This is a genomic window from Salmonella sp. SA14318, from assembly GCF_029866905.1.
Lineage (GTDB): Bacteria > Pseudomonadota > Gammaproteobacteria > Enterobacterales > Enterobacteriaceae > Salmonella > Salmonella enterica.
In genome coordinates, this window is record NZ_CP123282.1 from 2,079,609 (window position 1) to 2,101,296 (window position 21,688).

Annotated in this window: 21 protein-coding genes; 9 read left to right on the top strand and 12 right to left on the bottom strand. The window is 50.7% G+C overall.

Annotated elements, in window-relative coordinates:
• Positions 1 to 4 precede the first annotated feature (4 nt).
• Together hyaB and hyaA are read right to left on the bottom strand one after the other, a co-directional pair.
• Entirely contained in the window at positions 5 to 1,798 is a 1,794-nt protein-coding gene (gene hyaB, locus QEN32_RS09935; protein ID WP_000070982.1) for a Ni/Fe-hydrogenase large subunit, read from the bottom strand.
• Positions 1,795 to 2,913, bottom strand: coding sequence for a hydrogenase 1 small subunit (hyaA, locus tag QEN32_RS09940; protein WP_001058311.1), 1,119 nt, complete (start codon positions 2,911 to 2,913; stop codon positions 1,795 to 1,797). Before hyaA ends, hyaB begins: the two co-directional genes overlap by 4 nt.
• A gap of 495 nt (positions 2,914 to 3,408) precedes the next feature.
• Between hyaA and QEN32_RS09945 the strand changes: the two genes are divergently transcribed.
• Positions 3,409 to 4,674 (top strand): DUF4427 domain-containing protein, encoded by a 1,266-nt coding sequence (locus QEN32_RS09945; RefSeq protein WP_265322390.1) that lies wholly within the window; start codon positions 3,409 to 3,411, stop codon positions 4,672 to 4,674.
• Positions 4,675 to 5,149: 475 nt separating this feature from the next.
• Here QEN32_RS09945 and QEN32_RS09950 read toward each other — a convergent pair whose 3' ends face one another.
• The 4 genes from QEN32_RS09950 to pth form a co-directional block, all read right to left on the bottom strand.
• Positions 5,150 to 5,605, bottom strand: coding sequence for a hypothetical protein (locus QEN32_RS09950; RefSeq protein ID WP_000487335.1), 456 nt, complete (start codon positions 5,603 to 5,605; stop codon positions 5,150 to 5,152).
• A gap of 38 nt (positions 5,606 to 5,643) precedes the next feature.
• Positions 5,644 to 6,264 (bottom strand): hypothetical protein, encoded by a 621-nt coding sequence (locus QEN32_RS09955; RefSeq protein WP_176452585.1) that lies wholly within the window; start codon positions 6,262 to 6,264, stop codon positions 5,644 to 5,646.
• A gap of 756 nt (positions 6,265 to 7,020) precedes the next feature.
• Positions 7,021 to 8,112 carry a redox-regulated ATPase YchF gene (gene ychF / locus QEN32_RS09960; RefSeq protein WP_000505850.1) on the bottom strand — a complete coding sequence of 364 codons (1,092 nt, stop codon included), beginning with the start codon at positions 8,110 to 8,112 and terminating at the stop codon, positions 7,021 to 7,023.
• 116 nt (positions 8,113 to 8,228) lie between these two features.
• A complete protein-coding gene (pth, locus tag QEN32_RS09965) occupies positions 8,229 to 8,813 on the bottom strand; it encodes an aminoacyl-tRNA hydrolase (protein ID WP_000985595.1) in 585 nt (194 codons plus the stop codon).
• Between the two features lie 275 nt (positions 8,814 to 9,088).
• Here pth and ychH point away from each other — a divergent pair, with 275 nt between their 5' ends.
• Positions 9,089 to 9,367 carry a stress-induced protein YchH gene (gene ychH, locus QEN32_RS09970; RefSeq protein ID WP_000823878.1) on the top strand — a complete coding sequence of 93 codons (279 nt, stop codon included), beginning with the start codon at positions 9,089 to 9,091 and terminating at the stop codon, positions 9,365 to 9,367.
• 44 nt (positions 9,368 to 9,411) lie between these two features.
• On the opposite strand, the gene dauA is transcribed toward ychH, so the two are convergent.
• The 4 genes from dauA to lolB all read right to left on the bottom strand — a co-directional run bounded on the left by dauA (position 9,412) and on the right by lolB (position 13,906).
• Positions 9,412 to 11,097, bottom strand: a complete 1,686-nt coding sequence (gene dauA, locus QEN32_RS09975) for a C4-dicarboxylic acid transporter DauA (RefSeq protein ID WP_001037186.1) — start codon at positions 11,095 to 11,097, stop codon at positions 9,412 to 9,414.
• 124 nt (positions 11,098 to 11,221) lie between these two features.
• Positions 11,222 to 12,169, bottom strand: coding sequence for a ribose-phosphate diphosphokinase (gene prs, locus QEN32_RS09980; protein ID WP_001518537.1), 948 nt, complete (start codon positions 12,167 to 12,169; stop codon positions 11,222 to 11,224).
• A 265-nt stretch (positions 12,170 to 12,434) separates the two neighbouring features.
• Complete coding sequence (gene ispE, locus QEN32_RS09985) at positions 12,435 to 13,286, bottom strand: 4-(cytidine 5'-diphospho)-2-C-methyl-D-erythritol kinase (RefSeq protein ID WP_000988260.1); 852 nt, start codon at positions 13,284 to 13,286, stop codon at positions 12,435 to 12,437.
• Complete coding sequence (gene lolB, locus QEN32_RS09990) at positions 13,283 to 13,906, bottom strand: lipoprotein insertase outer membrane protein LolB (RefSeq protein WP_000174484.1); 624 nt, start codon at positions 13,904 to 13,906, stop codon at positions 13,283 to 13,285. The genes ispE and lolB overlap by 4 nt, the downstream gene beginning before the upstream one ends.
• A gap of 313 nt (positions 13,907 to 14,219) precedes the next feature.
• On the opposite strand from lolB, the gene hemA reads away from it, so the two are divergent.
• From hemA to kdsA, 6 genes are read left to right on the top strand one after another with little or no spacing between them, the layout of a single operon-like run.
• Positions 14,220 to 15,476 (top strand): glutamyl-tRNA reductase, encoded by a 1,257-nt coding sequence (gene hemA, locus QEN32_RS09995; RefSeq protein ID WP_000173208.1) that lies wholly within the window; start codon positions 14,220 to 14,222, stop codon positions 15,474 to 15,476.
• A 40-nt stretch (positions 15,477 to 15,516) separates the two neighbouring features.
• Entirely contained in the window at positions 15,517 to 16,599 is a 1,083-nt protein-coding gene (prfA, locus tag QEN32_RS10000) for a peptide chain release factor 1 (protein ID WP_000804703.1), read from the top strand.
• Entirely contained in the window at positions 16,599 to 17,432 is an 834-nt protein-coding gene (prmC, locus tag QEN32_RS10005) for a peptide chain release factor N(5)-glutamine methyltransferase (RefSeq protein WP_000347312.1), read from the top strand. Before prfA ends, prmC begins: the two co-directional genes overlap by 1 nt.
• A complete protein-coding gene (gene sirB2 / locus QEN32_RS10010) occupies positions 17,429 to 17,818 on the top strand; it encodes an invasion regulator SirB2 (protein ID WP_000150667.1) in 390 nt (129 codons plus the stop codon). The genes prmC and sirB2 overlap by 4 nt, the downstream gene beginning before the upstream one ends.
• 3 nt (positions 17,819 to 17,821) lie before the next feature.
• Positions 17,822 to 18,631: an invasion regulator SirB1 gene (gene sirB1 / locus QEN32_RS10015; RefSeq protein ID WP_001257065.1), complete on the top strand. Its 810-nt coding sequence runs from the start codon at positions 17,822 to 17,824 to the stop codon at positions 18,629 to 18,631.
• A gap of 37 nt (positions 18,632 to 18,668) precedes the next feature.
• Positions 18,669 to 19,523 carry a 3-deoxy-8-phosphooctulonate synthase gene (gene kdsA, locus QEN32_RS10020; protein WP_000811046.1) on the top strand — a complete coding sequence of 285 codons (855 nt, stop codon included), beginning with the start codon at positions 18,669 to 18,671 and terminating at the stop codon, positions 19,521 to 19,523.
• A gap of 53 nt (positions 19,524 to 19,576) precedes the next feature.
• On the opposite strand, the gene chaA is transcribed toward kdsA, so the two are convergent.
• Positions 19,577 to 20,677: a sodium-potassium/proton antiporter ChaA gene (gene chaA, locus QEN32_RS10025; RefSeq protein WP_000148418.1), complete on the bottom strand. Its 1,101-nt coding sequence runs from the start codon at positions 20,675 to 20,677 to the stop codon at positions 19,577 to 19,579.
• A gap of 266 nt (positions 20,678 to 20,943) precedes the next feature.
• Here chaA and chaB point away from each other — a divergent pair, with 266 nt between their 5' ends.
• Complete coding sequence (gene chaB, locus QEN32_RS10030; protein ID WP_001519701.1) at positions 20,944 to 21,174, top strand: putative cation transport regulator ChaB; 231 nt, start codon at positions 20,944 to 20,946, stop codon at positions 21,172 to 21,174.
• A gap of 79 nt (positions 21,175 to 21,253) precedes the next feature.
• On the opposite strand, the gene QEN32_RS10035 is transcribed toward chaB, so the two are convergent.
• Positions 21,254 to 21,607 (bottom strand): DsrE/DsrF/TusD sulfur relay family protein, encoded by a 354-nt coding sequence (locus tag QEN32_RS10035; protein ID WP_001179794.1) that lies wholly within the window; start codon positions 21,605 to 21,607, stop codon positions 21,254 to 21,256.
• Positions 21,608 to 21,688: the final 81 nt, after the last annotated feature.

Below are 21,688 nucleotides of genomic sequence, written 5' to 3' on the forward strand. Positions count from 1 at the left end.
ACGCTTAGCGTACCTGGACGGCAATCAGTTCGCTGCCGTCGTCGCCGAGCACGTGGGTTGAACAGGCGAGGCAGGGGTCGAAGCTGTGCAGCGTCCTCAGGATTTCTAACGGTTGGTCGGGAATCGCCATTTGCGTTCCCATCAATGCCGCTTCATAGGCGCCGATCTGTTTTTTAGGATCGCGCGGGCTGGCGTTCCAGGTGGTGGGAACCACGCACTGATAGAGTTCAATCTTCTGATCGCGTATTGACGCCCAGTGTCCCAACGCTCCGCGAGGCGCTTCGGTAAAACCGATGCCGCGGCAGTGCTGCGGCCAACTGGCCGGTTCCCATTTCTCGGTATTGGCGGTGGCCAGGTCGCCGTTTTTCAGGTTGGTCATAAGCCTGTCGAAAAAATACTGCAGCTTACCGACGGCCCATTGCGCTTCGTGCGCGCGGCATAAAATACGGCCAAGCGTAGACTGGATACCGGAGAGCGGCAGTTTAAGGGCGGACATCATGCGATCTACCGACTCTATGGTGGCGGCGTCCCCTTTGTGGTACGCGATAAGCGTTCGGGCAAGCGGGCCGACTTCCATGGCATGACCCCGCCAGCGCGGCGCTTTAATCCAGGAGTAACGTTCCTGCTCGTTGAGCTGCTGGATATGCGTATCGCTGCCTTTGACATCACCCGGGTTGTACCAGGGATCGGTAATGCCGTCAAAAGGATGACGACCCAGCCGATCGTCCGGATAGCGGTACCAGGCGTGATCCACAAACTCCTGTATCTGCTGCGGATCGGCCAAATCTACCGGCATGACATTTTTAAAATCGCCATTGACCACCGCGCCGCCCGGCATTAACAGGCTTTGCTGGCTGAAGTCGTTGGCAATGTCCGGAAATGCGCCGTAACTCAGCACGCATTTATCCGACAGACCGGTGCCAATTTGACTCCATGCTTTATTGAACTGGCCGATAGCCAGCGCGTCCGGAACCATCACGTTGTTAATGAAGTCGGCGGTGCGGGTGATGATCGACTGCACCAGGTTGAGGCGCTCCATATTGATAGCCCCGACCGCGCCGCTTTGATCGAGATTGATCGCGCACGGCATCCCGCCGACGATCCAGTTAGGATGGGGGTTCTTACCGCCAAATATGGTATGGATTTTGACGATCTCGCGCTGGAAGTCGAGGGCTTCAAGATAGTGGGCAAAACCCATCAGATTAGCCTCTGGCGACAGTTTGTACTGTGGATGTCCCCAATAGCCGTTACGGAATATCCCAAGCTGGCCGCCATCGACAAATTTCTTCAATCGATTTTGTACGTCAAAGAAGTAGCCCGGCGATGACATCGGCCAGGCGGAAAGGCTTTGCGCCAACTGCGAGGTGGCGCGCGGATCGGCTTTCAGCGCATTCAGAACATCAATCCAGTCCATACCGGCTAACTGATAAAAATGGACCAGATGATCGTGACACCACAACGTAGCCAGCATGATGTTACGTATAATATTGGCGTTATCCGGCACCTGGATACCAATCGCATCTTCGATAGCGTACACCGATGCCAGAGCATGTACCCCGGTACATACACCACAAATACGTTCAACAAACGCCCAGGCGTCACGCGGGTCACGGCCTTGCAGAATGATCTCCAGCCCGCGGAACATTGTGCCGCAGGAAACGGCATTGGTAATGACGTTTTGCTCATCAATGTTCACTTCGCAGCGCATATGCCCTTCGATGCGGGTAATCGGGTCCACGATCAGACGACGGCCGGCGTCGTTAACGGTATAACCCTGGGTTTGATACTGGTTACTCATGCCTGTTTATCCTCATTGTCCGGCTGTTGTTCGGCTTGCGCTAACTGTTGTTTGTGGCGTTTACGTTGGTTGAGTGCGCTGGCGATAGCGTGACCGCCAACGCCCGCCGCGACCACGCCCAGCGCGGTCAGCCCCACCGTATCGGCGGTTGAATGGGTACCCATCTGGGGAATATCCACCACGCGGCTATAAAACGAGCCGCGATCCCAGAAACCATTTTCTGAACATCCCAGACATCCGTGACCGGACTGGATAGGAAAGGAGACGCCGTCATTCCAGCGTGTGGAGGAGCAGGCGTTATAGGTGGTTGGCCCTTTACAGCCCATCTTGTACAGACAGTATCCCTTGCGGGCGGCGTCATCATCCCAGCTCTCGACAAATTCACCGGCGTCAAAATGGGCGCGGCGGTAGCATTTATCGTGGATACGCTGACCGTAGAACATCAGTGGACGGCCCATGCGATCGAGTTCCGGCAGACGATCAAACGTCACCATATAGGTGATAATGGCGCTCATGACATCCGGGATTGGCGGACATCCAGGGACTTTCACGATCGGCTTGTCGGTGATCACTTTATCGATAGGCGTTGCCTGGGTTGGATTGGGGCGGGCGGCCTGGACGCAACCCCAGGAAGCGCAGTTTCCCCAGGCAATAATAGCGCTGGCGCCCGCGGCGGCTTTCTTCAGTTTTTCAATAAACGGGCGGCCGCCGCTGATACAGAACATTCCTTGCTCTCCTAGCGGCGGATTGCCTTCCACCGCCAGAATGTATTTCCCGGCGTAGCGAGTGGTAATATCGTCAAAGACTTCTTCGGCCTGTGCGCCGGCGGCGGCCATCAGGGTGTCGTCATAATCGAGGGAAATCAGCGAGAGGATCACATCTTTGGCTAGCGGGTGCGAGGAACGGATAAAGGATTCGGTACAGCAGGTGCATTCCAGTCCATGAATCCAGACCACCGGAATCCGCGGTTTATTCTCCAGCGCCCAGGCTATCTTTGGCGTCATTCCGGCGCCCAGCCCCAGCGATGTGGCAGCAAGGCTACAGAATTTGAGAAAGCTGCGTCGGGTCACTCCCTTACGACGCATGGCTTGATAAAAGGTCTCCTCGTTATTCATAACGCGTATTTTTTCTCCTTTTTGCACCACGCTCCGCCAGGGGCATAAGGCGCTTTTGCGGGTCCGTTGACGTTCCGCCAGCAAGGCAAATCATTGGGTTACGCGCGAGCGCGGAAACGAGCCCGATTCACTTTGCACCGGCGTATATCGCCAGAAATAATGTGAAAAAAGCGTATCGGATTAACGATAAGAAACAATGTGAAGTGTGTGGGTATAGCTTATAGCGGTATATTTATACCCATTATCGGTTTTTCCGGCGAAAGAGCCGTGGCGGGGAAGGGCGGTTGAGCTTGTTCCAGGATGAGGTTTTCAGTGAGCAACCTCGGGTAGATTTAGCCTGGTCTCGCCATTTCAGGGATACGTAAGTTGACACAAAAGGAGGGAGGGTTTGATGTCATCGTTAAAAGAAGCATACTTCGTGATGATTTTTATATAAAATGATGGTGCTGGTTTTAAAGGAATGCAAAAAAGAGACCATTTGAAAGAGGGCGTCCCATGAAAAATAACATCAGATTTGACTTATCCGATTATTTGATTCATTTTTTTCGGGACGTTGATTTAGAGACCGGTAGCCATATTTATTTGCCTGAACACTGTGGTTTTAATAATCAGCACCACGCATGTTTCATTGATGCTAAATATTTACTTCGATTATCTTTACGCAGTCATAAAATTTTCTCGTCCTGGTCATACCGAAATGGGCAACGAACCGTATATGGTGACTCCCCGGTGGTATGCTTTACAGATATGCCGATTGCAGCTTATTTAGAAACTGGTGTTCGCCGATTAGAACGAAATGAAAAAATCGGTTTATATGCAATCGTTTTACCTAAAGAGCAAATGTTTAATTATGGGGCAAGGCCAGTCATATATGGGTTGGATGAGCATAACAATGCTCGATGCTCGCAAGGCAGAAACGGGGAACGTATTCTTGATGAAACGGCTCTTCCTTTGATTGAACAATATAGATATGTTACTTATGTTCCAGGTAAGATTGACTGGACACATGAACGCGAATGGCGATGGCCATATCGTGGCGATATTAAAAATTTCCTTAATCATATTGAAGAGTATGGTATTCCGGAAAACATTGAAAGCACCCCAGGGTTTGATTTTAAATCAAGCGAAATAAATGGTGCGGGAATAATAGTCCCGTTTGCAGAAGATATCTCTACCGTAGCTCACGATATTTTAACTTTAATTGACCGGGGTGACATTGGAAGAAATACTTTCAAATTCATTATAGCTGTAGAGAGTTTACAATCATGGACCCAGCTCTCGGAACCGGGCGCGTTACTGTCCTGTATTAATGACAATACTTTCGAATTTGAATCTTTTTTTGATTTATCTGCATCTAAAGTAAAAAATTATGCTGACTCTATCAATGATTATGTAAGTGAATTATTTTCAAAAAAAGATTTTTTAAATGATAGCTATGCAATGGAATTTGGAAATGCCTGGGTCTGGATTCATGATAACCAATCCCAGGTGGTACGGGCGTTACTGCAGGCTGGAATGATCAAGGTTAATAAAGAAGGGCGGTACTTATTAGATGTTAATTTGGCTTCTGTCGATTGGCCATTAAGAAGAAAAGAGGCTTTCGCAAGTCATGTTGCGGGATGGCTCAAACATCGTTTTGATATCGAAGCGGGAAGGTATTCCGTTCGGGGAAAAGATGATTATGATGCGATCCCAAGTTATGAGACGCCGCTAAAGGATCAGCATCCTTTTTATAACCATACAGTGAATGTCGACTGGTAATTAAGAAAAGAACTTACTGTAAATAGACTCGTTTTAGCTCCATGCATTTTTGAGATCCCGGCCAGATTGACTCTGGCCCGATCTCTGACGAAAACTCTGAATCTTCGATGTTTCCAATTATGAATTTCTACACCAGTCTTTAAGTATCAATGCATTGTACCTGGTGCGCTGCTATAACTGTGTAAGAGGGATTGACGCTTAGAGCCTATCCCATTAGGGCTATTTTACTTGCCATTTTGGACCTGGGCAGTGCTCGCCAAAACGCGTTAGCGTTTTGAACGCCGCTAGCGGCGGCCCGAAGGGCGAGCGTAGCGAGTCAAACCTCACGTACTACGTGTACGCTCCGGTTTTTGCGCGCTGTCCGTGTCCAAACTGGCTGCGCTAATAACGCCTGGTGGGATAGGCTCTTAGTGTTAATGTACACCAAAGGTCGATGTGTTTACCGCACTTGTGGCTTGGTATGCAGTATGTATAATTATTGTGTAAATGTTTTCATAAATTGATTTGTCTCTTCTTTGGCCTTTTCTATTGATTTATGTTTATATATTTTTGATTGGTATGTGTATTTTTCTAACGCAGGTAAGTACTTAGAGACGTCGTTACCTTTTTTGAAATCTATAGGCATATGAATACTCGCATATAATATATTTATCCTCTGCGATGGCGTTAGCTCAGAATAATTTATACCTTGTTCATAATAAGAAAGCATCACATCATTGCAGATCCTGTCTTTATACGACTGCCCTATGTATGCGATGATAAGTCCATATATAAGTAGCAATCCAAAAGAGACACCTGCTTTGTGGCTATGAAGGAAATTATATGGTAGCCCCACAAAAAAAAGTACTTTTCTAATTAAAACAAGGATAAATGGTAAGGAAAATAAAAAACAACCGAAGTACATAATCACTTCGCCTGAATTCTGAAACATTTTATACCTTCCTGATAAATAATGGGTTAATTATCTGGTTAATATTCGTTGCCTATTATTTCTTTTATAAACATAGACGATTCATTGAAATTTTTTTTGAAACTGGAGTAATTGCTAAGTGTTTTCGGTATGCAAAAGATGACTCGCCCATTTTTTACTATGGCATAATATCTTGGATACATTAGCGCTTCTTCTTTTGTGTTTGGAACACCGTCATAGTCTATTTTTTCATCAATAGAGTCAAGTTGGCTAAATAAAAAGACTCTTTTCCTTAGCAAAGTATTATGAACAATAGCATTTTCATATATATCAAGTGACATTGTAAGACTCAATGCAGCAAATGAAAGTAATGCTATGATGGAAATTGTTAATATTGCTAATGACAAGCCTTCCTGGCAATATAAAATAAGAAAAAAGAGTGGGATTGCAGGGAGGTAAGTGACCAACGGGTAAAAACGATCGATTTTTAAATGTGATATGATATTCTGAGGAGATGTGACATGGTCCTGAACGCCCTTGTTAAAGATAATGCTGTAAAGCGTCAAACTATTGTCAATTTTATCTATTGCTTTAGCTTTTATTCTTTGTGTGAATATAAAAAACGTTATCAAAAAGGCAATAAATAAGAAAATGATTAAATTAGAAATAAAACTATCCACGGCATCATCCTGTATATCTACCGAAATTTCTATGGTCACTATTCTACTATTATTAATGAATGTCAATCTAAAATTGATGATGGTGCGTCCAGCCGGTTGGATTTGATCTAAAATAAAACTTTCGGTATTTCTCTATAGTCACAGAGCAAACAGGGTTGATTCTTTGTTAAAAAATCATCTCAATATTTTAATATGAATTCCTTCACGCGATTCTGGAGTATTACAGTCTACGATTTTAATGATTTTTTATTCATTCATTATACGTATTAAATTAATGGCAGTGCAATCGCAAATTATATTTAGTTTCAGAATTGCAAAATGATTATAATTTTGTAGTTCATGCAGTTGGCCTAAGATCCTCGGTGGCGAGTGTAGGGGGAACGCCTGAACAAGATCTGAGGCTATGTGCGATACTGTGATATGAGTTAACCCAAACAGGCCATACGGTATCTATACCTTTCTAAAAAGCTTTTCGCTGGTATAGAGTCAAAACCTTAGACGAAACAACATTCACACTATGGCCCGGGCAGTGCGGCATTGCGTATCGGTGAGCATAACGGGGCCTTGTTTATTTATTATACCGTTCTTGTACTTACTTAAAATGAAGATGGAAGAATGTTGTACTCATTTTGACAGCATTGTTACGAGATGAGTTGAGACATTATGAAATGAAAAATCCACGCAATGGCGTGGATTTTATAGGGTTTTACCGCTGTCATGAGATTCAATGAAACCTCATAAGACAACAAATGTTATTTAGACGTTGAACAGGAAGTTCATTATATCGCCATCTTTAACGATGTAATCTTTGCCTTCCGCTCGCATCTTACCGGCTTCTTTCGCGCCTTGTTCACCTTTATAGGTAATAAAGTCGTCAAAGGCGATAGTTTGGGCGCGGATAAAGCCTTTTTCGAAGTCGGTATGGATTTTACCTGCTGCCTGCGGCGCGGTTGCGCCAACCGGAATGGTCCATGCGCGAACTTCTTTCACCCCGGCGGTAAAGTAGGTCTGGAGGTTCAGCAGACGATAACCCGCGCGAATAACGCGGTTCAGCCCCGGTTCTTCCAGACCCAGTTCAGCCATAAATTCGTCACGCTCGTCATCATCCAGCTCAGCAATATCAGCTTCGACGGCGGCACACACCGGAACCACGACCGAACCTTCTTTCGCGGCGATTTCGCGAACCTGGTCCAGATACGGGTTATTTTCAAAACCGTCTTCATTGACGTTAGCGATATACATTGTCGGCTTCAGCGTCAGGAAGCTTAAATAACGGATAGCCGCTTTATCTTCGTCCGTCAGGTCCAGCGAACGCAGCATCCCCGCTTCGGCCAGGTGCGGCAGGCATTTTTCCAGTGCGGCCAGTTCCGCTTTGGCGTCTTTATCGCCGCCTTTGGCTTTCTTCTGTACGCGATGGATAGCGCGCTCGCAGGTATCGAGGTCAGCCAGCGCCAGTTCGGTATTGATAACATCAATATCTTCTGCCGGATTTACTTTACCCGCCACGTGGATGATATTGTCGTTCTCAAAGCAGCGAACCACGTGACCGATAGCTTCGGTTTCACGGATATTGGTCAGGAACTGGTTACCCAACCCTTCGCCTTTGGATGCGCCTTTTACCAGACCGGCGATATCCACGAACTCCATCGTGGTTGGTAGAATGCGTTGTGGTTTAACAATCTCAGCCAACTGGTCCAGACGCGGATCGGGCATCGGCACGACACCGGTATTCGGTTCGATAGTGCAGAACGGAAAGTTTGCCGCTTCAATACCGGCTTTTGTCAGCGCGTTGAACAGGGTGGATTTCCCGACGTTGGGCAGACCGACGATACCGCATTTGAATCCCATGATTTAACTCACCTTAATATCTTAATAATCAACCTGTTATACAAAACAGATTGCAGAAATGGAAATAACTTCGCCTATTATACACGGCGTGCGGCAAAAATGCCGCACATCACTGGTTATTGCGCCTTAAAGGTATGCAAACGGCTTGTTGCTTTGGCCAGACCCTCTTTGAACCACAATTCCGTACAGCGTGCCGCTTCGTCAATGGCCTCATCAATTAATTTTTGTTCAGAAACAGGGGGTTTACCCAGCACGAAACCAACAACTTTATTTTTATCGCCTGGATGACCAATTCCAACGCGTAAGCGGTGAAAGTTGGGATTATTGCCCAGCTTGCTGATGATGTCTTTCAGACCATTGTGGCCGCCGTGGCCGCCGCCAAGTTTAAATTTCGCGACGCCCGGAGGGAGATCCAGCTCGTCGTGAGCGACCAGAATTTCGTCCGGCTGAATACGGTAAAAACTGGCCATTGCGCCAACTGCTTTACCACTGAGGTTCATGAACGTGGTGGGTACCAGCAGGCGAACATCTTCCCCTTCCAGCGTGATGCGTGAGGTATAACCAAAGAATTTAGGCTCTTCACGCAACGGCGCGCGCAGGCGCTCCGCCAGTAAATCGACGTACCATGCGCCTGCATTGTGTCGCGTCGCGGCATATTCCGCGCCGGGATTCGCCAGACCAACAATCAATTTAATTGCCACGTTTTTTGTCCTGAGTAGATCCATAACTGGCGCGTAGTTTACTGTCTGTCTGCCCGCTTGACAAAACACAGCGACACTCTGAAGTAAATTAAATAATTGCCAGCATTGATTATTAAAAATGTAAACTGTTCAGAGTGTTATTTGTAAAGTTTTGTTAAATGAAACTTTACATTTGTGATCACACCCGCACTTACAAATGGAAGTGTTGTCTATACTTTACACATAAAGTTTAGGGGGATTTCCTAAAAACAACCCAAAAGTTCCGGAGGTGACATATGAAACGCAAAAACGCTTCGTTATTCGGTAACGTGCTGATGGGGTTGGGGCTGGTCGTGATGGTTGTCGGCGTGGGTTACTCTATTTTAAACCAACTGCCGCAGTTTAATTTGCCGCAATTTTTTGCGCATGGCGCAATACTGAGCATTTTTGTCGGTGCAGTTCTTTGGCTGGCGGGGGCTCGTGTAGGGGGGCATGAGCAGGTGAGCGACAAATATTGGTGGGTACGTCACTATGACAAACGTTGCCGCCGTAACGACAATCGTCGTCATAGCTAACCGGTTCAGGCCCGGTAAGCGTTATCGCCACCGGGCATTGTCCATTAACTGAGTAAATCCGCTAACGCCTCCGTCCTGTTCGGGAAGAAGGTCAGACGCCCAGGAATAGGTTTGATACCGGCACGCGCCATTGTGCGCAGCGGTTGGAACTCCAGATTACTGATACGCAATTCGCAACCCTCCGGCAGACGCTTCACAAAACGCTGAAAAGCATCAAGCCCGCCTGCATCCAGCACTGGTACTGCGTCCCATTTCAGAACGACGATACGTTTGCCCTTAATACGTGACTCAAGGTCAGTAAACAGCCCTTCCGCCGCGGCGAAAAAGAGCGGACCGATAACACGCAGCACCAGCACATCATCAGGCACATCGACATTGACCGGCGCAAGTCGAGTCATTCGCGCAATACGGCGCATAAACAGCAGGGAAGCAAGGACAATCCCCACGCTGATGGCGATGACCATATCAAACAGAACCGTTAATGACATGCACAGCAGCATAACGATGATGTCGTCTTTCGGCGCATGGCGTAACAGATCTACCACTTTATGGGCTTCACTCATATTCCATGCCACCATCAGCAGTAGCGCCGCCATCGCGGAAAGCGGCAGCCAGGAGAGTAGCGGGGCTAAGACCAGTAGCGCCAGAATAACCAGGATAGCGTGAATTACCGCTGAGACGGGAGAGGTCGCGCCAGCGCGGACGTTGGCGGCAGAGCGGGCAATCGCGGCGGTGGCGGTGATGCCGCCAAAGAACGGCGCGACCATATTCCCCAGCCCCTGGCCGATAAGTTCGCTGTTAGCTTTATGTTTGGTGCCGGTCATGCCGTCCAGCACGACGGCGCAGAGCAATGATTCGATTGCCCCCAGCATTGCCATCGAGAAGGCCGCTGGCAGCAGCGCGCGCAGTGAATCCCAGCTTAGCGTGAAATCGGAGCCAGGAAGACTCCACGGCAGCATCAGTTGCGGCAGGAGCTGCGGGATGCCGTTGCCCTGAGTGCCGTCAGCCAGAACATAATGGAACTGTGAGCCGATAGTCGCCACATTGCCGCCCAGCAGATTAACGATCCCCATCACGGCGCAACCGGCCAGCAGCGCGGGAAGATGTCCTGGCAGACGAATACCGAGACGCGGCCAGAAAATCAACGTTCCCAGCGTTACCACGCCAATGGCGGCATCGCCAATATTGACGGTGGGCAACGCCATAAACAGCGCGCCGACTTTCTGCAAATAGTGCTCTGGCACATGGGCCATCTGCAGACCAAGAAAATCTTTAATCTGCATGGTACCGATGGTAATACCAATCCCTGAGGTAAAACCCAACGTGACCGACACCGGGATATATTCAATCAATCGCCCCAGTCTCGCCAGGCCGAAAAGGATCAGGAAGAAGCCCGACATCAGCGTGGCGACCAGTAGGCCCGCCAGACCAAACTGTTGCGATACCGGATACAAAATCACCACAAACGCGGCGGTAGGGCCGGAAACGCTAAAGCGCGAGCCGCCGGTTAGCGCGATCACGATCCCGGCGACAGCGGAGGTATAGAGGCCATACTGCGGCGCAACGCCACTGCCAATTGCCAGCGCCATCGCCAGCGGGATAGCAATAATCCCGACGGTGATCCCGGCTATCACATCACGGGTGAACCGGGAGGCGGTATATTTTTCTTTCCAGCAAGCATCGATGAGAGCGCGGAAAGGCATCACATGTGAGGAAAATAATTTGTTCACAATAATGTTTCATCCATGAGCGCATCATCTGTCAACTAAATGGCAGGTGAAGGAGGCATAAGTCATACAAAAGGGTGTTACAGACAAAAAAACCCGCCGCAGCGGGTTTCAGATCCGGGTTCGATCAATGCTCGAACATGGCGGAAATCGATTCTTCGTTGCTGATACGGCGAATCGCTTCGGCCAGCATACCTGACAGGGTCAAAGTACGCACGTTCGGCAGCGCTTTGATTTCGTCGGTCAGCGGAATGGTGTCGCAGACAACGACTTCATCAATGACGGAGTTGCGCAGGTTGTTTGCCGCATTGCCTGAGAAGATCGGGTGCGTCGCGTAGGCAAACACGCGTTTAGCGCCACGTTCTTTCAATGCTTCTGCTGCTTTGCACAGAGTACCGCCGGTATCGATCATATCATCAACCAGCACGCAGTCACGGCCAGCGACGTCGCCGATGATGTGCATCACCTGAGAAACGTTCGCGCGCGGACGACGTTTATCAATGATAGCCATATCGGTATCGTTCAGCAGCTTAGCGATAGCGCGGGCACGAACCACGCCGCCAATATCCGGGGAAACCACGATCGGGTTATCCAGATTCAGTTGCAGCATATCTTCGAGCAGGATTGGGCTACCGAACACGTTATCAACCGGAACGTCAAAGAAGCCCTGGATCTGTTCAGCATGCAGATCTACGGTGAGAACGCGGTCAACGCCGACGCTGGACAGGAAGTCAGCGACAACTTTTGCGGTAATCGGCACACGGGCGGAACGTACGCGACGGTCCTGACGTGCATAGCCAAAGTAGGGGATAACGGCGGTGATACGACCTGCGGAAGCACGACGCAGGGCATCAACCATAACGACCAATTCCATCAGGTTGTCGTTGGTTGGGGCACAAGTGGACTGGATGATGAAAATATCACCACCGCGTACATTTTCGTTGATTTGTACGCTGACTTCGCCGTCGCTAAAGCGACCTACGGCGGCGTCGCCGAGAGAAGTGTACAGGCGGTTGGCAATACGTTGTGCTAGTTCCGGGGTGGCGTTACCAGCAAAAAGCTTCATATCAGGCACGAGAAGAACCTCAGGCATGCGTCCATTGGTGGAAAGAATCTGCCGAAAACTGTGCGGGCCAGGCAAAATCCTATCCAGGCGGTGTATTAAAGAGCGCGATGCAACGTCTGGAACAAGGTGACGTTGTCACCGAAGCTCAGCTTGCCCGGCTTACTCGTCTTCATTCACGTTTCATGTGCGCTGGTATCAATGCCTCACACCGGTCAAATACGGCATATATGACCGGCGACTCGTCATTTCGCCATCTTCCTGAAACCCGAATGCGTTAGAGTAACTCTCGATGCAATGGGGAAAGGTTGACACCCTTCGCCACAAAAGCATTGAGCCATTCCGGGGCTTGCTCAAGCACCTGGCGAGCACAAGACTCTGTATCGAATTCAGCAAAGACACAGGCCCCTGTCCCAGTCAGGCGCGACGGCGCGTATTCTAACAGCCAGGAAAGCGCCGCATCAACCTCGCGAAAACGTTTTCTTGCGATAACCTCGCAATCATTGCTGAATTCACATTTTAGTAACGTATCTATTGACCTTTTTGGCGTATTACGCGGCAATTGAGGATCTTTAAAGATAACCGGCGTCGGAATGCTTACGCCAGGGTGCGCGACCAGATACCATTTTTCCGGCGGATTCACCGGCGTTAATATTTCGCCTACGCCTTCGGCAAACGCGGCGTGGCCACGAACAAAGACCGGGACGTCGGCGCCGAGCGTCAGGCCGAGCGTCGCCAGTTCATCAATGGAAAGCCCGCATTGCCAAAGATGATTGAGCGCCACCAGAACGGTCGCGGCGTTAGACGAGCCGCCGCCCAGACCGCCGCCCATGGGAAGGCGCTTCTCAATGCTGATATCCGCGCCGCTTCCGGCGGGCAGGCGTCCACTCTCCGAGGCGACTTTCATCAACAGCCGCGCGGCGCGGACGATCAGGTTGTCTTCATTTTCAACGCCGGTTACCGGCGTTAATAAATGGATTTCGCCATCGCGACGCGGTTCGATGTGGAGTGTGTCGCCATAATCCAGAAACTGAAACAGCGTCTGCAGCGTGTGGTAGCCGTCTGCTCGCTGTCCGGTGATATATAAAAACAGATTTAATTTTGCCGGAGAAGGCCAATGGGTCATCATTTCACAATCCAGTTATCCATTTTCAGCTTAATGCGCTGACTGCCGTCTGAAAGCTCCATATTGGCAGGCATGGCAGGCTGCGTTTTGCTGTCATAGCCACCGTAAACCACTTTCCAGTTTTTACCATCCTGGCGGTAGTTCACTTCGCTCAGGCGGTACTGGTCGTCCAGTTTGTAGTCGGTGGCATCGCCAGGCAGACCGAGGATCCACTGCCGCAGGCTGTTTAACGGAATCGGCATCCCGGTGAGTTTGCCGATCATCTCTTCGGCGTCATCGGCGGTATAACGCTGGCCTTTGTTATCCACCAACTGGACGTTGCCCGGCTGGGCGTTAAGCTCCAGCTCGGTGCTGCCCAGCGGATTGGTGAGCAGCAGGCGATAGCGATCCTGTCCGGTCTGTTGCCAGAAGAAACGCGCATAGACTTTCTGATCATCTGAGATGTAAGCAAAGGCGCCGCGCGTCTGGTATTGATTCAGATGACGCACCTCTTGCTGATGCTGGCGCCACTGAGGGGAATCCGGGCTCTTGCCCGGGCCTTTATGCCCAGGAAGCGTACAGGCGGTGAGAACCAGGCTTGCTAACGGCAGTAGACGAATCAGGCGAAAATCGGGCAGGGTCATAGTGATGACGAATCCTTGTGATACGGTGCAATAATTGCCTGATGGCGTTACGCTTATCAGGCCTGAAAACTGAACCTGCAGGCTGTAAAAACGTTCGCGCCACGATTCGGCAAATTTTTGCTATCGGTTACAGTTATAGCCTTTAATGCTAGCGCCGCCTGGTGACATCGTCTACTTTCAAGTTGTCTTAAATCATCAAATTAGCGAGCGCTGCCAATTACTCCAAAAGGGGGCTCTCTCTTTTATTGACCACGCGCATCCTGTATGATGCAAGCAGACTAACCATATCAACGCTGGTACTATTCCCGCAGACATGACCCTTTTAGCGCTCGGTATTAACCATAAAACGGCACCTGTATCGCTGCGAGAACGCGTAACGTTTTCGCCGGACACGCTTGATCAGGCGCTGGACAGCCTGCTTGCGCAGCCAATGGTGCAGGGCGGGGTCGTGCTGTCAACCTGTAACCGTACAGAGCTGTATCTGAGCGTGGAAGAGCAGGATAACCTGCAAGAAGCGCTGATCCGGTGGTTATGCGATTACCATAACCTGAACGAGGACGATCTGCGCAACAGTCTGTACTGGCATCAGGACAATGACGCCGTCAGCCACCTGATGCGCGTCGCCAGCGGTCTGGATTCACTGGTGCTGGGCGAACCGCAAATCCTCGGTCAGGTGAAAAAAGCGTTTGCGGATTCGCAAAAAGGCCACCTTAACGCCAGCGCGCTGGAGCGAATGTTTCAGAAGTCTTTTTCCGTCGCCAAGCGAGTGCGGACTGAAACCGATATCGGCGCCAGCGCCGTCTCCGTCGCGTTTGCCGCCTGTACGCTCGCCCGCCAAATCTTTGAATCGCTCTCGACGGTCACCGTACTGTTAGTTGGCGCGGGCGAAACCATTGAACTGGTGGCGCGTCACCTTCGCGAGCATAAAGTACAAAAGATGATTATCGCCAACCGAACCCGCGAGCGCGCGCAAGCCCTGGCGGATGAAGTAGGCGCTGAGGTTATCTCGCTCAGCGATATCGACGCCCGTTTGCAGGATGCCGATATTATCATCAGTTCGACCGCCAGCCCGCTGCCGATTATCGGTAAAGGCATGGTGGAGCGCGCATTAAAAAGCCGTCGCAACCAGCCGATGCTGCTGGTGGATATCGCCGTACCGCGCGACGTTGAGCCGGAAGTCGGCAAACTGGCGAACGCTTATCTTTATAGCGTCGATGATTTACAGAGCATCATTTCGCATAATCTGGCGCAGCGTCAGGCTGCGGCGGTGGAAGCGGAAACGATTGTTGAGCAGGAAGCCAGCGAGTTTATGGCCTGGCTACGCGCCCAGGGGGCCAGCGAGACCATTCGGGAATACCGTAGTCAGTCGGAGCAGATTCGTGACGAACTGACTACCAAAGCGCTGTCGGCCCTTCAACAGGGCGGTGATGCGCAAGCCATCTTGCAGGATCTGGCATGGAAACTGACCAACCGCCTGATTCATGCGCCAACGAAATCACTTCAACAGGCTGCCCGTGACGGGGATGACGAACGCCTGAATATTCTGCGCGACAGCCTCGGGCTGGAGTAGCAGCACACACCACACTTTTTTACAGGGTGAATTTACGCCTATGAAGCCTTCTATCGTTGCCAAACTGGAAGCCCTGCACGAACGCCATGAGGAAGTTCAGGCGTTGCTGGGCGATGCGGGAATTATCGCCGACCAGGACCGCTTTCGCGCATTGTCGCGCGAATATGCGCAATTAAGCGACGTTTCTCGCTGTTTTACGGACTGGCAACAGGTTCAGGACGATATCGAGACGGCTCAGATGATGCTCGACGATCCTGAAATGCGAGAAATGGCGCAGGAAGAACTGCGCGAAGCGAAAGAAAAAAGCGAACAACTGGAGCAACAGTTACAGGTACTGCTGCTGCCGAAAGATCCGGACGATGAACGAAACGCGTTCCTTGAGGTTCGCGCCGGTACCGGCGGCGACGAAGCCGCGCTGTTTGCCGGCGATCTGTTCCGCATGTACAGCCGTTATGCCGAAGCGCGCCGCTGGCGTGTGGAGATCATGAGCATGAGCGAAGGCGAGCATGGCGGTTATAAAGAGATCATCGCCAAAATCAGCGGCGACGGCGTGTATGGCCGACTGAAATTTGAGTCCGGCGGACACCGCGTACAGCGTGTTCCGGCGACCGAGTCGCAGGGGCGTATCCATACCTCCGCCTGTACCGTCGCCGTGATGCCGGAGCTGCCGGAAGCCGAGCTGCCGGATATTAACCCGGCGGATCTGCGCATTGATACGTTTCGTTCTTCCGGCGCGGGCGGTCAGCACGTTAACACCACCGACTCCGCTATCCGTATTACCCACTTGCCGACCGGCATCGTGGTGGAATGCCAGGACGAACGTTCGCAGCATAAAAACAAAGCGAAAGCGCTCTCGGTGCTCGGGGCGCGCATTCACGCCGCCGAAACGGCAAAACGCCAGCAGGCCGAGGCGTCAACGCGCCGCAATCTGCTTGGCAGCGGCGATCGCAGCGATCGTAACCGGACCTATAATTTCCCGCAGGGGCGCGTGACCGATCATCGTATTAATCTGACGTTATATCGCCTTGATGAAACGATGGAAGGTAAGCTGGATATGCTGATTGAGCCGATTGTTCAGGAACACCAGGCTGACCTGCTGGCCGCCTTATCCGAGCAGGAATAATGGATTTTCAGCACTGGCTGCATGAGGCTGTAAACCAGCTCCGGGACAGCGACAGCCCCCGGCGCGACGCCGAGATCCTGCTAGAGTACGTTACGGGCAAGGGGCGGACGTATATCATGGCCTTTGGCGAAACGCCGCTTACCGACGTCCAGCAACAACAGCTCGCGGACCTGCTGCAGCGGCGTAAACAGGGCGAACCTATTGCGTACCTGACGGGCTTACGCGAATTCTGGTCGCTGCCGCTCTTCGTTTCTCCCGCCACGCTAATCCCGCGCCCGGATACCGAATGTCTGGTTGAACAGGCGTTGGCGCGATTGCCGGTAAAAACCTGTCGTATTCTGGATTTAGGCACCGGAACCGGCGCGATTGCGCTGGCGCTGGCCTGCGAGCGACCGGATTGCGAGGTGACTGCCGTCGATCGTATGCCTGATGCGGTTGCGCTGGCGATACGCAACGCGGAACATTTGGCTATCCGGAATGTGCGTATACTGCAAAGTTGTTGGTTCAGCGCGCTATCGGGGCAGCAGTTCGACATGATTGTCAGCAATCCGCCCTACATTGACGCGCAGGACCCGCACCTTAGCGAAGGCGATGTACGCTTTGAACCGCGCTCAGCGTTGGTGGCGGACGAAAACGGTATGGCGGATCTTACGCATATTATCGATAACGCCCGCCAGATGTTAACGCCCGGCGGCTTCCTGCTGCTGGAACACGGTTGGCAGCAGGGCGAAGCGGTAAGAGCGGTTTTCAGGCGGTCTGGTTACACGGATGTAGAAACGTGTCGTGATTATGGCGGTAATGAACGCGTGACCTGCGGACGTTTTACGCCATGACAATTGCGATGCTGCTCACGCTTCATCTTATCTGTGTTGCGCTCTCCGTCAGTTTGTTTGTCGCTCGTTACTGGTGGCGCTATTGCGGCCATGCGTTGGCCGCCGCGCGCTGGACACGAATCGTGCCTCCCGTCATAGATACCCTGTTACTGCTTAGCGGTATTGGGTTAATCGTTAAAACGCACATCCTGCCATTCACGGAGTCGGGCTCATGGCTGACTGAAAAACTGTTTGGCGTTATCATCTACATCGTTTTGGGTTTTATTGCGCTTGATTATCGTCAGGCGCGCAGCCAGCAGGCGCGTTTTATCGCTTTCCCGCTGGCGCTGGTGGTGCTGTACATCATCATTAAACTCGCCACCACAAAAATACCGTTACTGGGGTAAGTCATGAGGTCGTTAGCTGATTTCGAATTTAACAATGCGCCGCTGTGTGATGGCATGATCCTGGCATCAGAGATGATTCGCCTGGATTTTCCCACGCAGTTTGTCTACGACGAACTGGAACGTCTGGTCAGTCTGGCGCAGGAAGAAATTAGCCAGCTCCTGTCTCAGGATGAGCAACTGGAAAAATTGCTGGCACTTTTTTACGGCGAGTGGGGGTTCACGGATTCCCGCGGCGTCTACCGTCTTTCTGATGCTTTATGGCTCGATAAAGTCCTGAAAAAACGCCAGGGGAGCGCGGTATCGTTGGGCGCTATTTTATTATGGATAGCAAACCGTCTTGATTTGCCGTTGGTGCCCGTTATCTTCCCAACGCAGTTGATTTTGCGTATTGAATCGCTGGAAGGGGAAATGTGGCTGATTAACCCGTTCAACGGTGAAACGCTTGATGAACATACTCTGGAAGTCTGGTTAAAAGGCAATATTAGTCCGGTCGCCGAGTTGTTTAATGAAGATTTGGACGAAGCGGATAACGCCGAAGTGATTCGTAAGCTACTGGATACGCTGAAATCCTCGCTGATGGAGGAACGGCAAATGGAGCTGGCGCTGCGCGTTAGCGAAGCATTGTTGCAATTTAACCCGGAAGATCCTTACGAAATCCGTGACCGCGGGTTGATCTACGCGCAGCTTGAGTGTGAACACGTTGCGCTGACTGATTTAAGCTACTTCGTTGAACAGTGTCCGGAAGACCCGATCAGCGAAATGATTCGTGCGCAGATCAACACCATTGCGCACAAGCAAATTGTTCTACATTAATTAACCGACATTTTACCTATAAGTGTAAGGCGATCCTATGAAACAAAAAGTGGTTAACATTGGCGACATTAAGGTGGCAAATGACCTGCCGTTTGTGCTGTTTGGCGGTATGAACGTGCTGGAGTCACGCGATCTGGCAATGCGCATTTGTGAGCACTACGTAACCGTTACCCAGAAGCTGGGTATTCCTTACGTGTTCAAGGCCTCTTTTGATAAAGCCAACCGTTCCTCTATTCACTCTTACCGTGGGCCGGGTCTGGAAGAAGGGATGAAAATCTTCCAGGAACTCAAACAGACATTTGGCGTAAAAGTGATCACTGACGTCCATGAAGCCAGCCAGGCGCAGCCTGTGGCTGATGTGGTTGACGTGATTCAGCTCCCGGCGTTTCTGGCGCGCCAGACCGACCTGGTGGAAGCGATGGCGAAAACCGGCGCTGTGATTAACGTGAAAAAGCCGCAGTTCGTAAGCCCGGGTCAGATGGGCAATATCGTGGATAAGTTCCATGAGGGCGGTAACGATAAGGTGATTCTGTGCGATCGCGGCGCGAACTTCGGTTATGACAACCTGGTGGTAGATATGCTGGGCTTTAGCGTGATGAAAAAGGTCTCCGGCAACTCGCCGGTGATTTTCGACGTTACCCATGCGTTGCAATGCCGCGACCCATTTGGCGCCGCCTCGGGCGGTCGTCGTGGTCAGGTGACCGAGCTGGCGCGCGCCGGTATGGCTGTCGGTCTGGCGGGCCTGTTCCTGGAGTCGCATCCGGACCCGGCTAACGCGAAGTGCGACGGTCCTTCCGCGCTGCCGCTGGCGAAACTGGAGCAGTTCCTGACCCAGATAAAAGCGATTGATGATTTGGTGAAAAGCTTCGACGAGCTGGATACCGAGAACTGATTGCGGTTTTTAGCTTGTGTAGGCCGGATAAGATACTATCCGGCTTTTTTATATCAGGCAAAAATCGTCATCAGATAGGCGGCAAATAAAGCCAGATGCGCCGCGCCGTTTAGCACGTTGGTGCGTCCGGTAGAGAACGAAATATGGCACAGTACTAACGAGGCCACCATCACTACCATTTCCGGCGCGCCTAAACCAAACACCAGATCATTACCTGTCGCCCAGGCGATGAGCGTGACGACCGGCACGGTTAATGAAATCGTCGCCAACACCGATCCGAAGAACAGATTCATTGCCCGCTGAACCTGATTATTCAGTACCGCCTTCAGCGCGCCCAGTCCTTCCGGCGAGAGAATTAACAACGCGACCAGGAAACCGGTAAAGGCGACCGGGGCATTCATGCTGGTCAGCAACGCCTCCAGCGGGCTGGCATTCATTTTGGTAACGGCAATGACCGCAATTAAATGAATGAGTAACCAGACCGTATGCCAGCCGCTACTGTGCGCGGAGGGTTTACCGTGGTGTGGATTGTCATCATCGCCTTCATCTTCATGTTCATAGATAAATAAGCTCTGGTGCGTTTTGGTTTGAATCAACAAAAATACGCCGTACATCGCGGCGGAAATTAACGCGACCAATAATGCCTGACCGGTAGAGAAATTGGCTTGCGGCAATGCCATTGGAAAAACCAGCACAATAATCGCCAGCGGAAACAGCGCGATAAGATACTGCTTAATCCCAAATAAATTCATATATTGCGTTGCGAATTTACGCCCGCCCAACAACAACGAGAAACCGACCAGTCCCCCGGTGACAATCATAATAATAGAGTAGAGCGTATCGCGCATAAGCGTTGGCGCAGCATCGCCGGTAGCCATCAGCGCGGAAATTAAACTCACCTCAAGAATAACGACGGACAGGCTTAAAATAAGCGATCCATAGGGTTCGCCGAGTCGATGCGCTAATACATCGGCATGACGGACCACGCTAAATGCGCTGCTTAAAATACCAATAAGTGCAAGGATATTGATGCCAATAACCACTGGTAGTGACTGGCTGCTTCCCCAAAGGAACAGCACTACCAGCGCAAGAACCGGGAAAATAAGCGAAGTCTCCTTATGGCGGGTTTTCACCGCCTCACAGGCATGTGTCATGAGGGTCTCCCTTGTGCAGGTGTTAATATTTTGGAAAGAGTAAAGAAGGTAAAAATAGCAGAAATTTGTATTTTTTTAGTGGTTTTTTACGTAGTTTTACGGCGTAGACGATTTTTTTCTTTCAAGGTCAGTAAAACAAGCATCTTGTTTTAACAGTGTTTAAATAACAAAAAGTTAATTTCCGTAAAAAGCAAAAATCCTCCTCGACTGGCGTAATAACGCATTGTTTACCACACTTAATGTTTTCCCTGAAGACGGAGGCGCTGATGCCGTATAAAGCCAAAAGTGATTTACCCGATAATGTGCGGAATGTTCTTCCAACCCATGCCCAGGACATTTACAAAGAAGCCTTTAATAGCGCCTGGGAGCAATATAAAGATAAAGCCGATCGTCGTGATGACGCCAGCCGCGAGGAAACCGCACACAAAGTCGCCTGGGCGGCGGTTAAAAACGATTATGAAAAAGGCGAGGATGATAAATGGCATAAGAAAAAATAAACGCGGTATTACTCGCGTGTTAGCCTGATTTTCTTGCCGGAAGTCTATCCTGACGCGGGAGCTTTTCCCGCGTACAGATTCAAAATGTCAGCACTTTGTCCGCCGCCAGCGTCCATTGCGCCAGCTCGACCAGCGTTCCGATTTCCACACCGTCAATCAGCGGCAGGGGAGTGATACCACGTCCGTCCGCACAGGTTTTGCATAATTTTACCGGTACGTTTTGCGCGGTCAGAATTTCCAGCATTTGCTGAATATTGTAGCCTTCGGCTGGTTTTTGACCGCGTAACCCTGCGGTTACGGCATCTGACATCAAAAACAGGCGTAAATCGAGATGGCTTTCCTGCTCGCGCAGCGCAATGGCCAGACGCAGGCTATTAAATAATGATTCGCTGCCGTAGGCGGCGCCGTTAGCGATAATGACGATATTTTGCATGGATAACCCTTCTCCTTGAGAAATTTTGTCGGCAATGGCGTTATGTTACCTCGGGAACCGGGTACCGCCAAATGCGTGGAT

What these genes read in the sequence shown, in the direction of transcription:
- hyaB (WP_000070982.1), bottom strand. Translation starts at nt 1,798, where the DNA reads ATGAGTAACCAGTATCAAACCCAGGGTTATACCGTTAACGACGCCGGC.
- hyaA (WP_001058311.1), bottom strand. Translation starts at nt 2,913, where the DNA reads ATGAATAACGAGGAGACCTTTTATCAAGCCATGCGTCGTAAGGGAGTG.
- QEN32_RS09945 (WP_265322390.1), top strand. Translation starts at nt 3,409, where the DNA reads ATGAAAAATAACATCAGATTTGACTTATCCGATTATTTGATTCATTTT.
- QEN32_RS09950 (WP_000487335.1), bottom strand. Translation starts at nt 5,605, where the DNA reads ATGTTTCAGAATTCAGGCGAAGTGATTATGTACTTCGGTTGTTTTTTA.
- ychF (WP_000505850.1), bottom strand. Translation starts at nt 8,112, where the DNA reads ATGGGATTCAAATGCGGTATCGTCGGTCTGCCCAACGTCGGGAAATCC.
- ychH (WP_000823878.1), top strand. Translation starts at nt 9,089, where the DNA reads ATGAAACGCAAAAACGCTTCGTTATTCGGTAACGTGCTGATGGGGTTG.
- ispE (WP_000988260.1), bottom strand. Translation starts at nt 13,286, where the DNA reads ATGATGACCCATTGGCCTTCTCCGGCAAAATTAAATCTGTTTTTATAT.
- lolB (WP_000174484.1), bottom strand. Translation starts at nt 13,906, where the DNA reads ATGACCCTGCCCGATTTTCGCCTGATTCGTCTACTGCCGTTAGCAAGC.
- hemA (WP_000173208.1), top strand. Translation starts at nt 14,220, where the DNA reads ATGACCCTTTTAGCGCTCGGTATTAACCATAAAACGGCACCTGTATCG.
- prfA (WP_000804703.1), top strand. Translation starts at nt 15,517, where the DNA reads ATGAAGCCTTCTATCGTTGCCAAACTGGAAGCCCTGCACGAACGCCAT.
- prmC (WP_000347312.1), top strand. Translation starts at nt 16,599, where the DNA reads ATGGATTTTCAGCACTGGCTGCATGAGGCTGTAAACCAGCTCCGGGAC.
- sirB2 (WP_000150667.1), top strand. Translation starts at nt 17,429, where the DNA reads ATGACAATTGCGATGCTGCTCACGCTTCATCTTATCTGTGTTGCGCTC.
- sirB1 (WP_001257065.1), top strand. Translation starts at nt 17,822, where the DNA reads ATGAGGTCGTTAGCTGATTTCGAATTTAACAATGCGCCGCTGTGTGAT.
- kdsA (WP_000811046.1), top strand. Translation starts at nt 18,669, where the DNA reads ATGAAACAAAAAGTGGTTAACATTGGCGACATTAAGGTGGCAAATGAC.
- chaA (WP_000148418.1), bottom strand. Translation starts at nt 20,677, where the DNA reads ATGACACATGCCTGTGAGGCGGTGAAAACCCGCCATAAGGAGACTTCG.
- chaB (WP_001519701.1), top strand. Translation starts at nt 20,944, where the DNA reads ATGCCGTATAAAGCCAAAAGTGATTTACCCGATAATGTGCGGAATGTT.
- QEN32_RS10035 (WP_001179794.1), bottom strand. Translation starts at nt 21,607, where the DNA reads ATGCAAAATATCGTCATTATCGCTAACGGCGCCGCCTACGGCAGCGAA.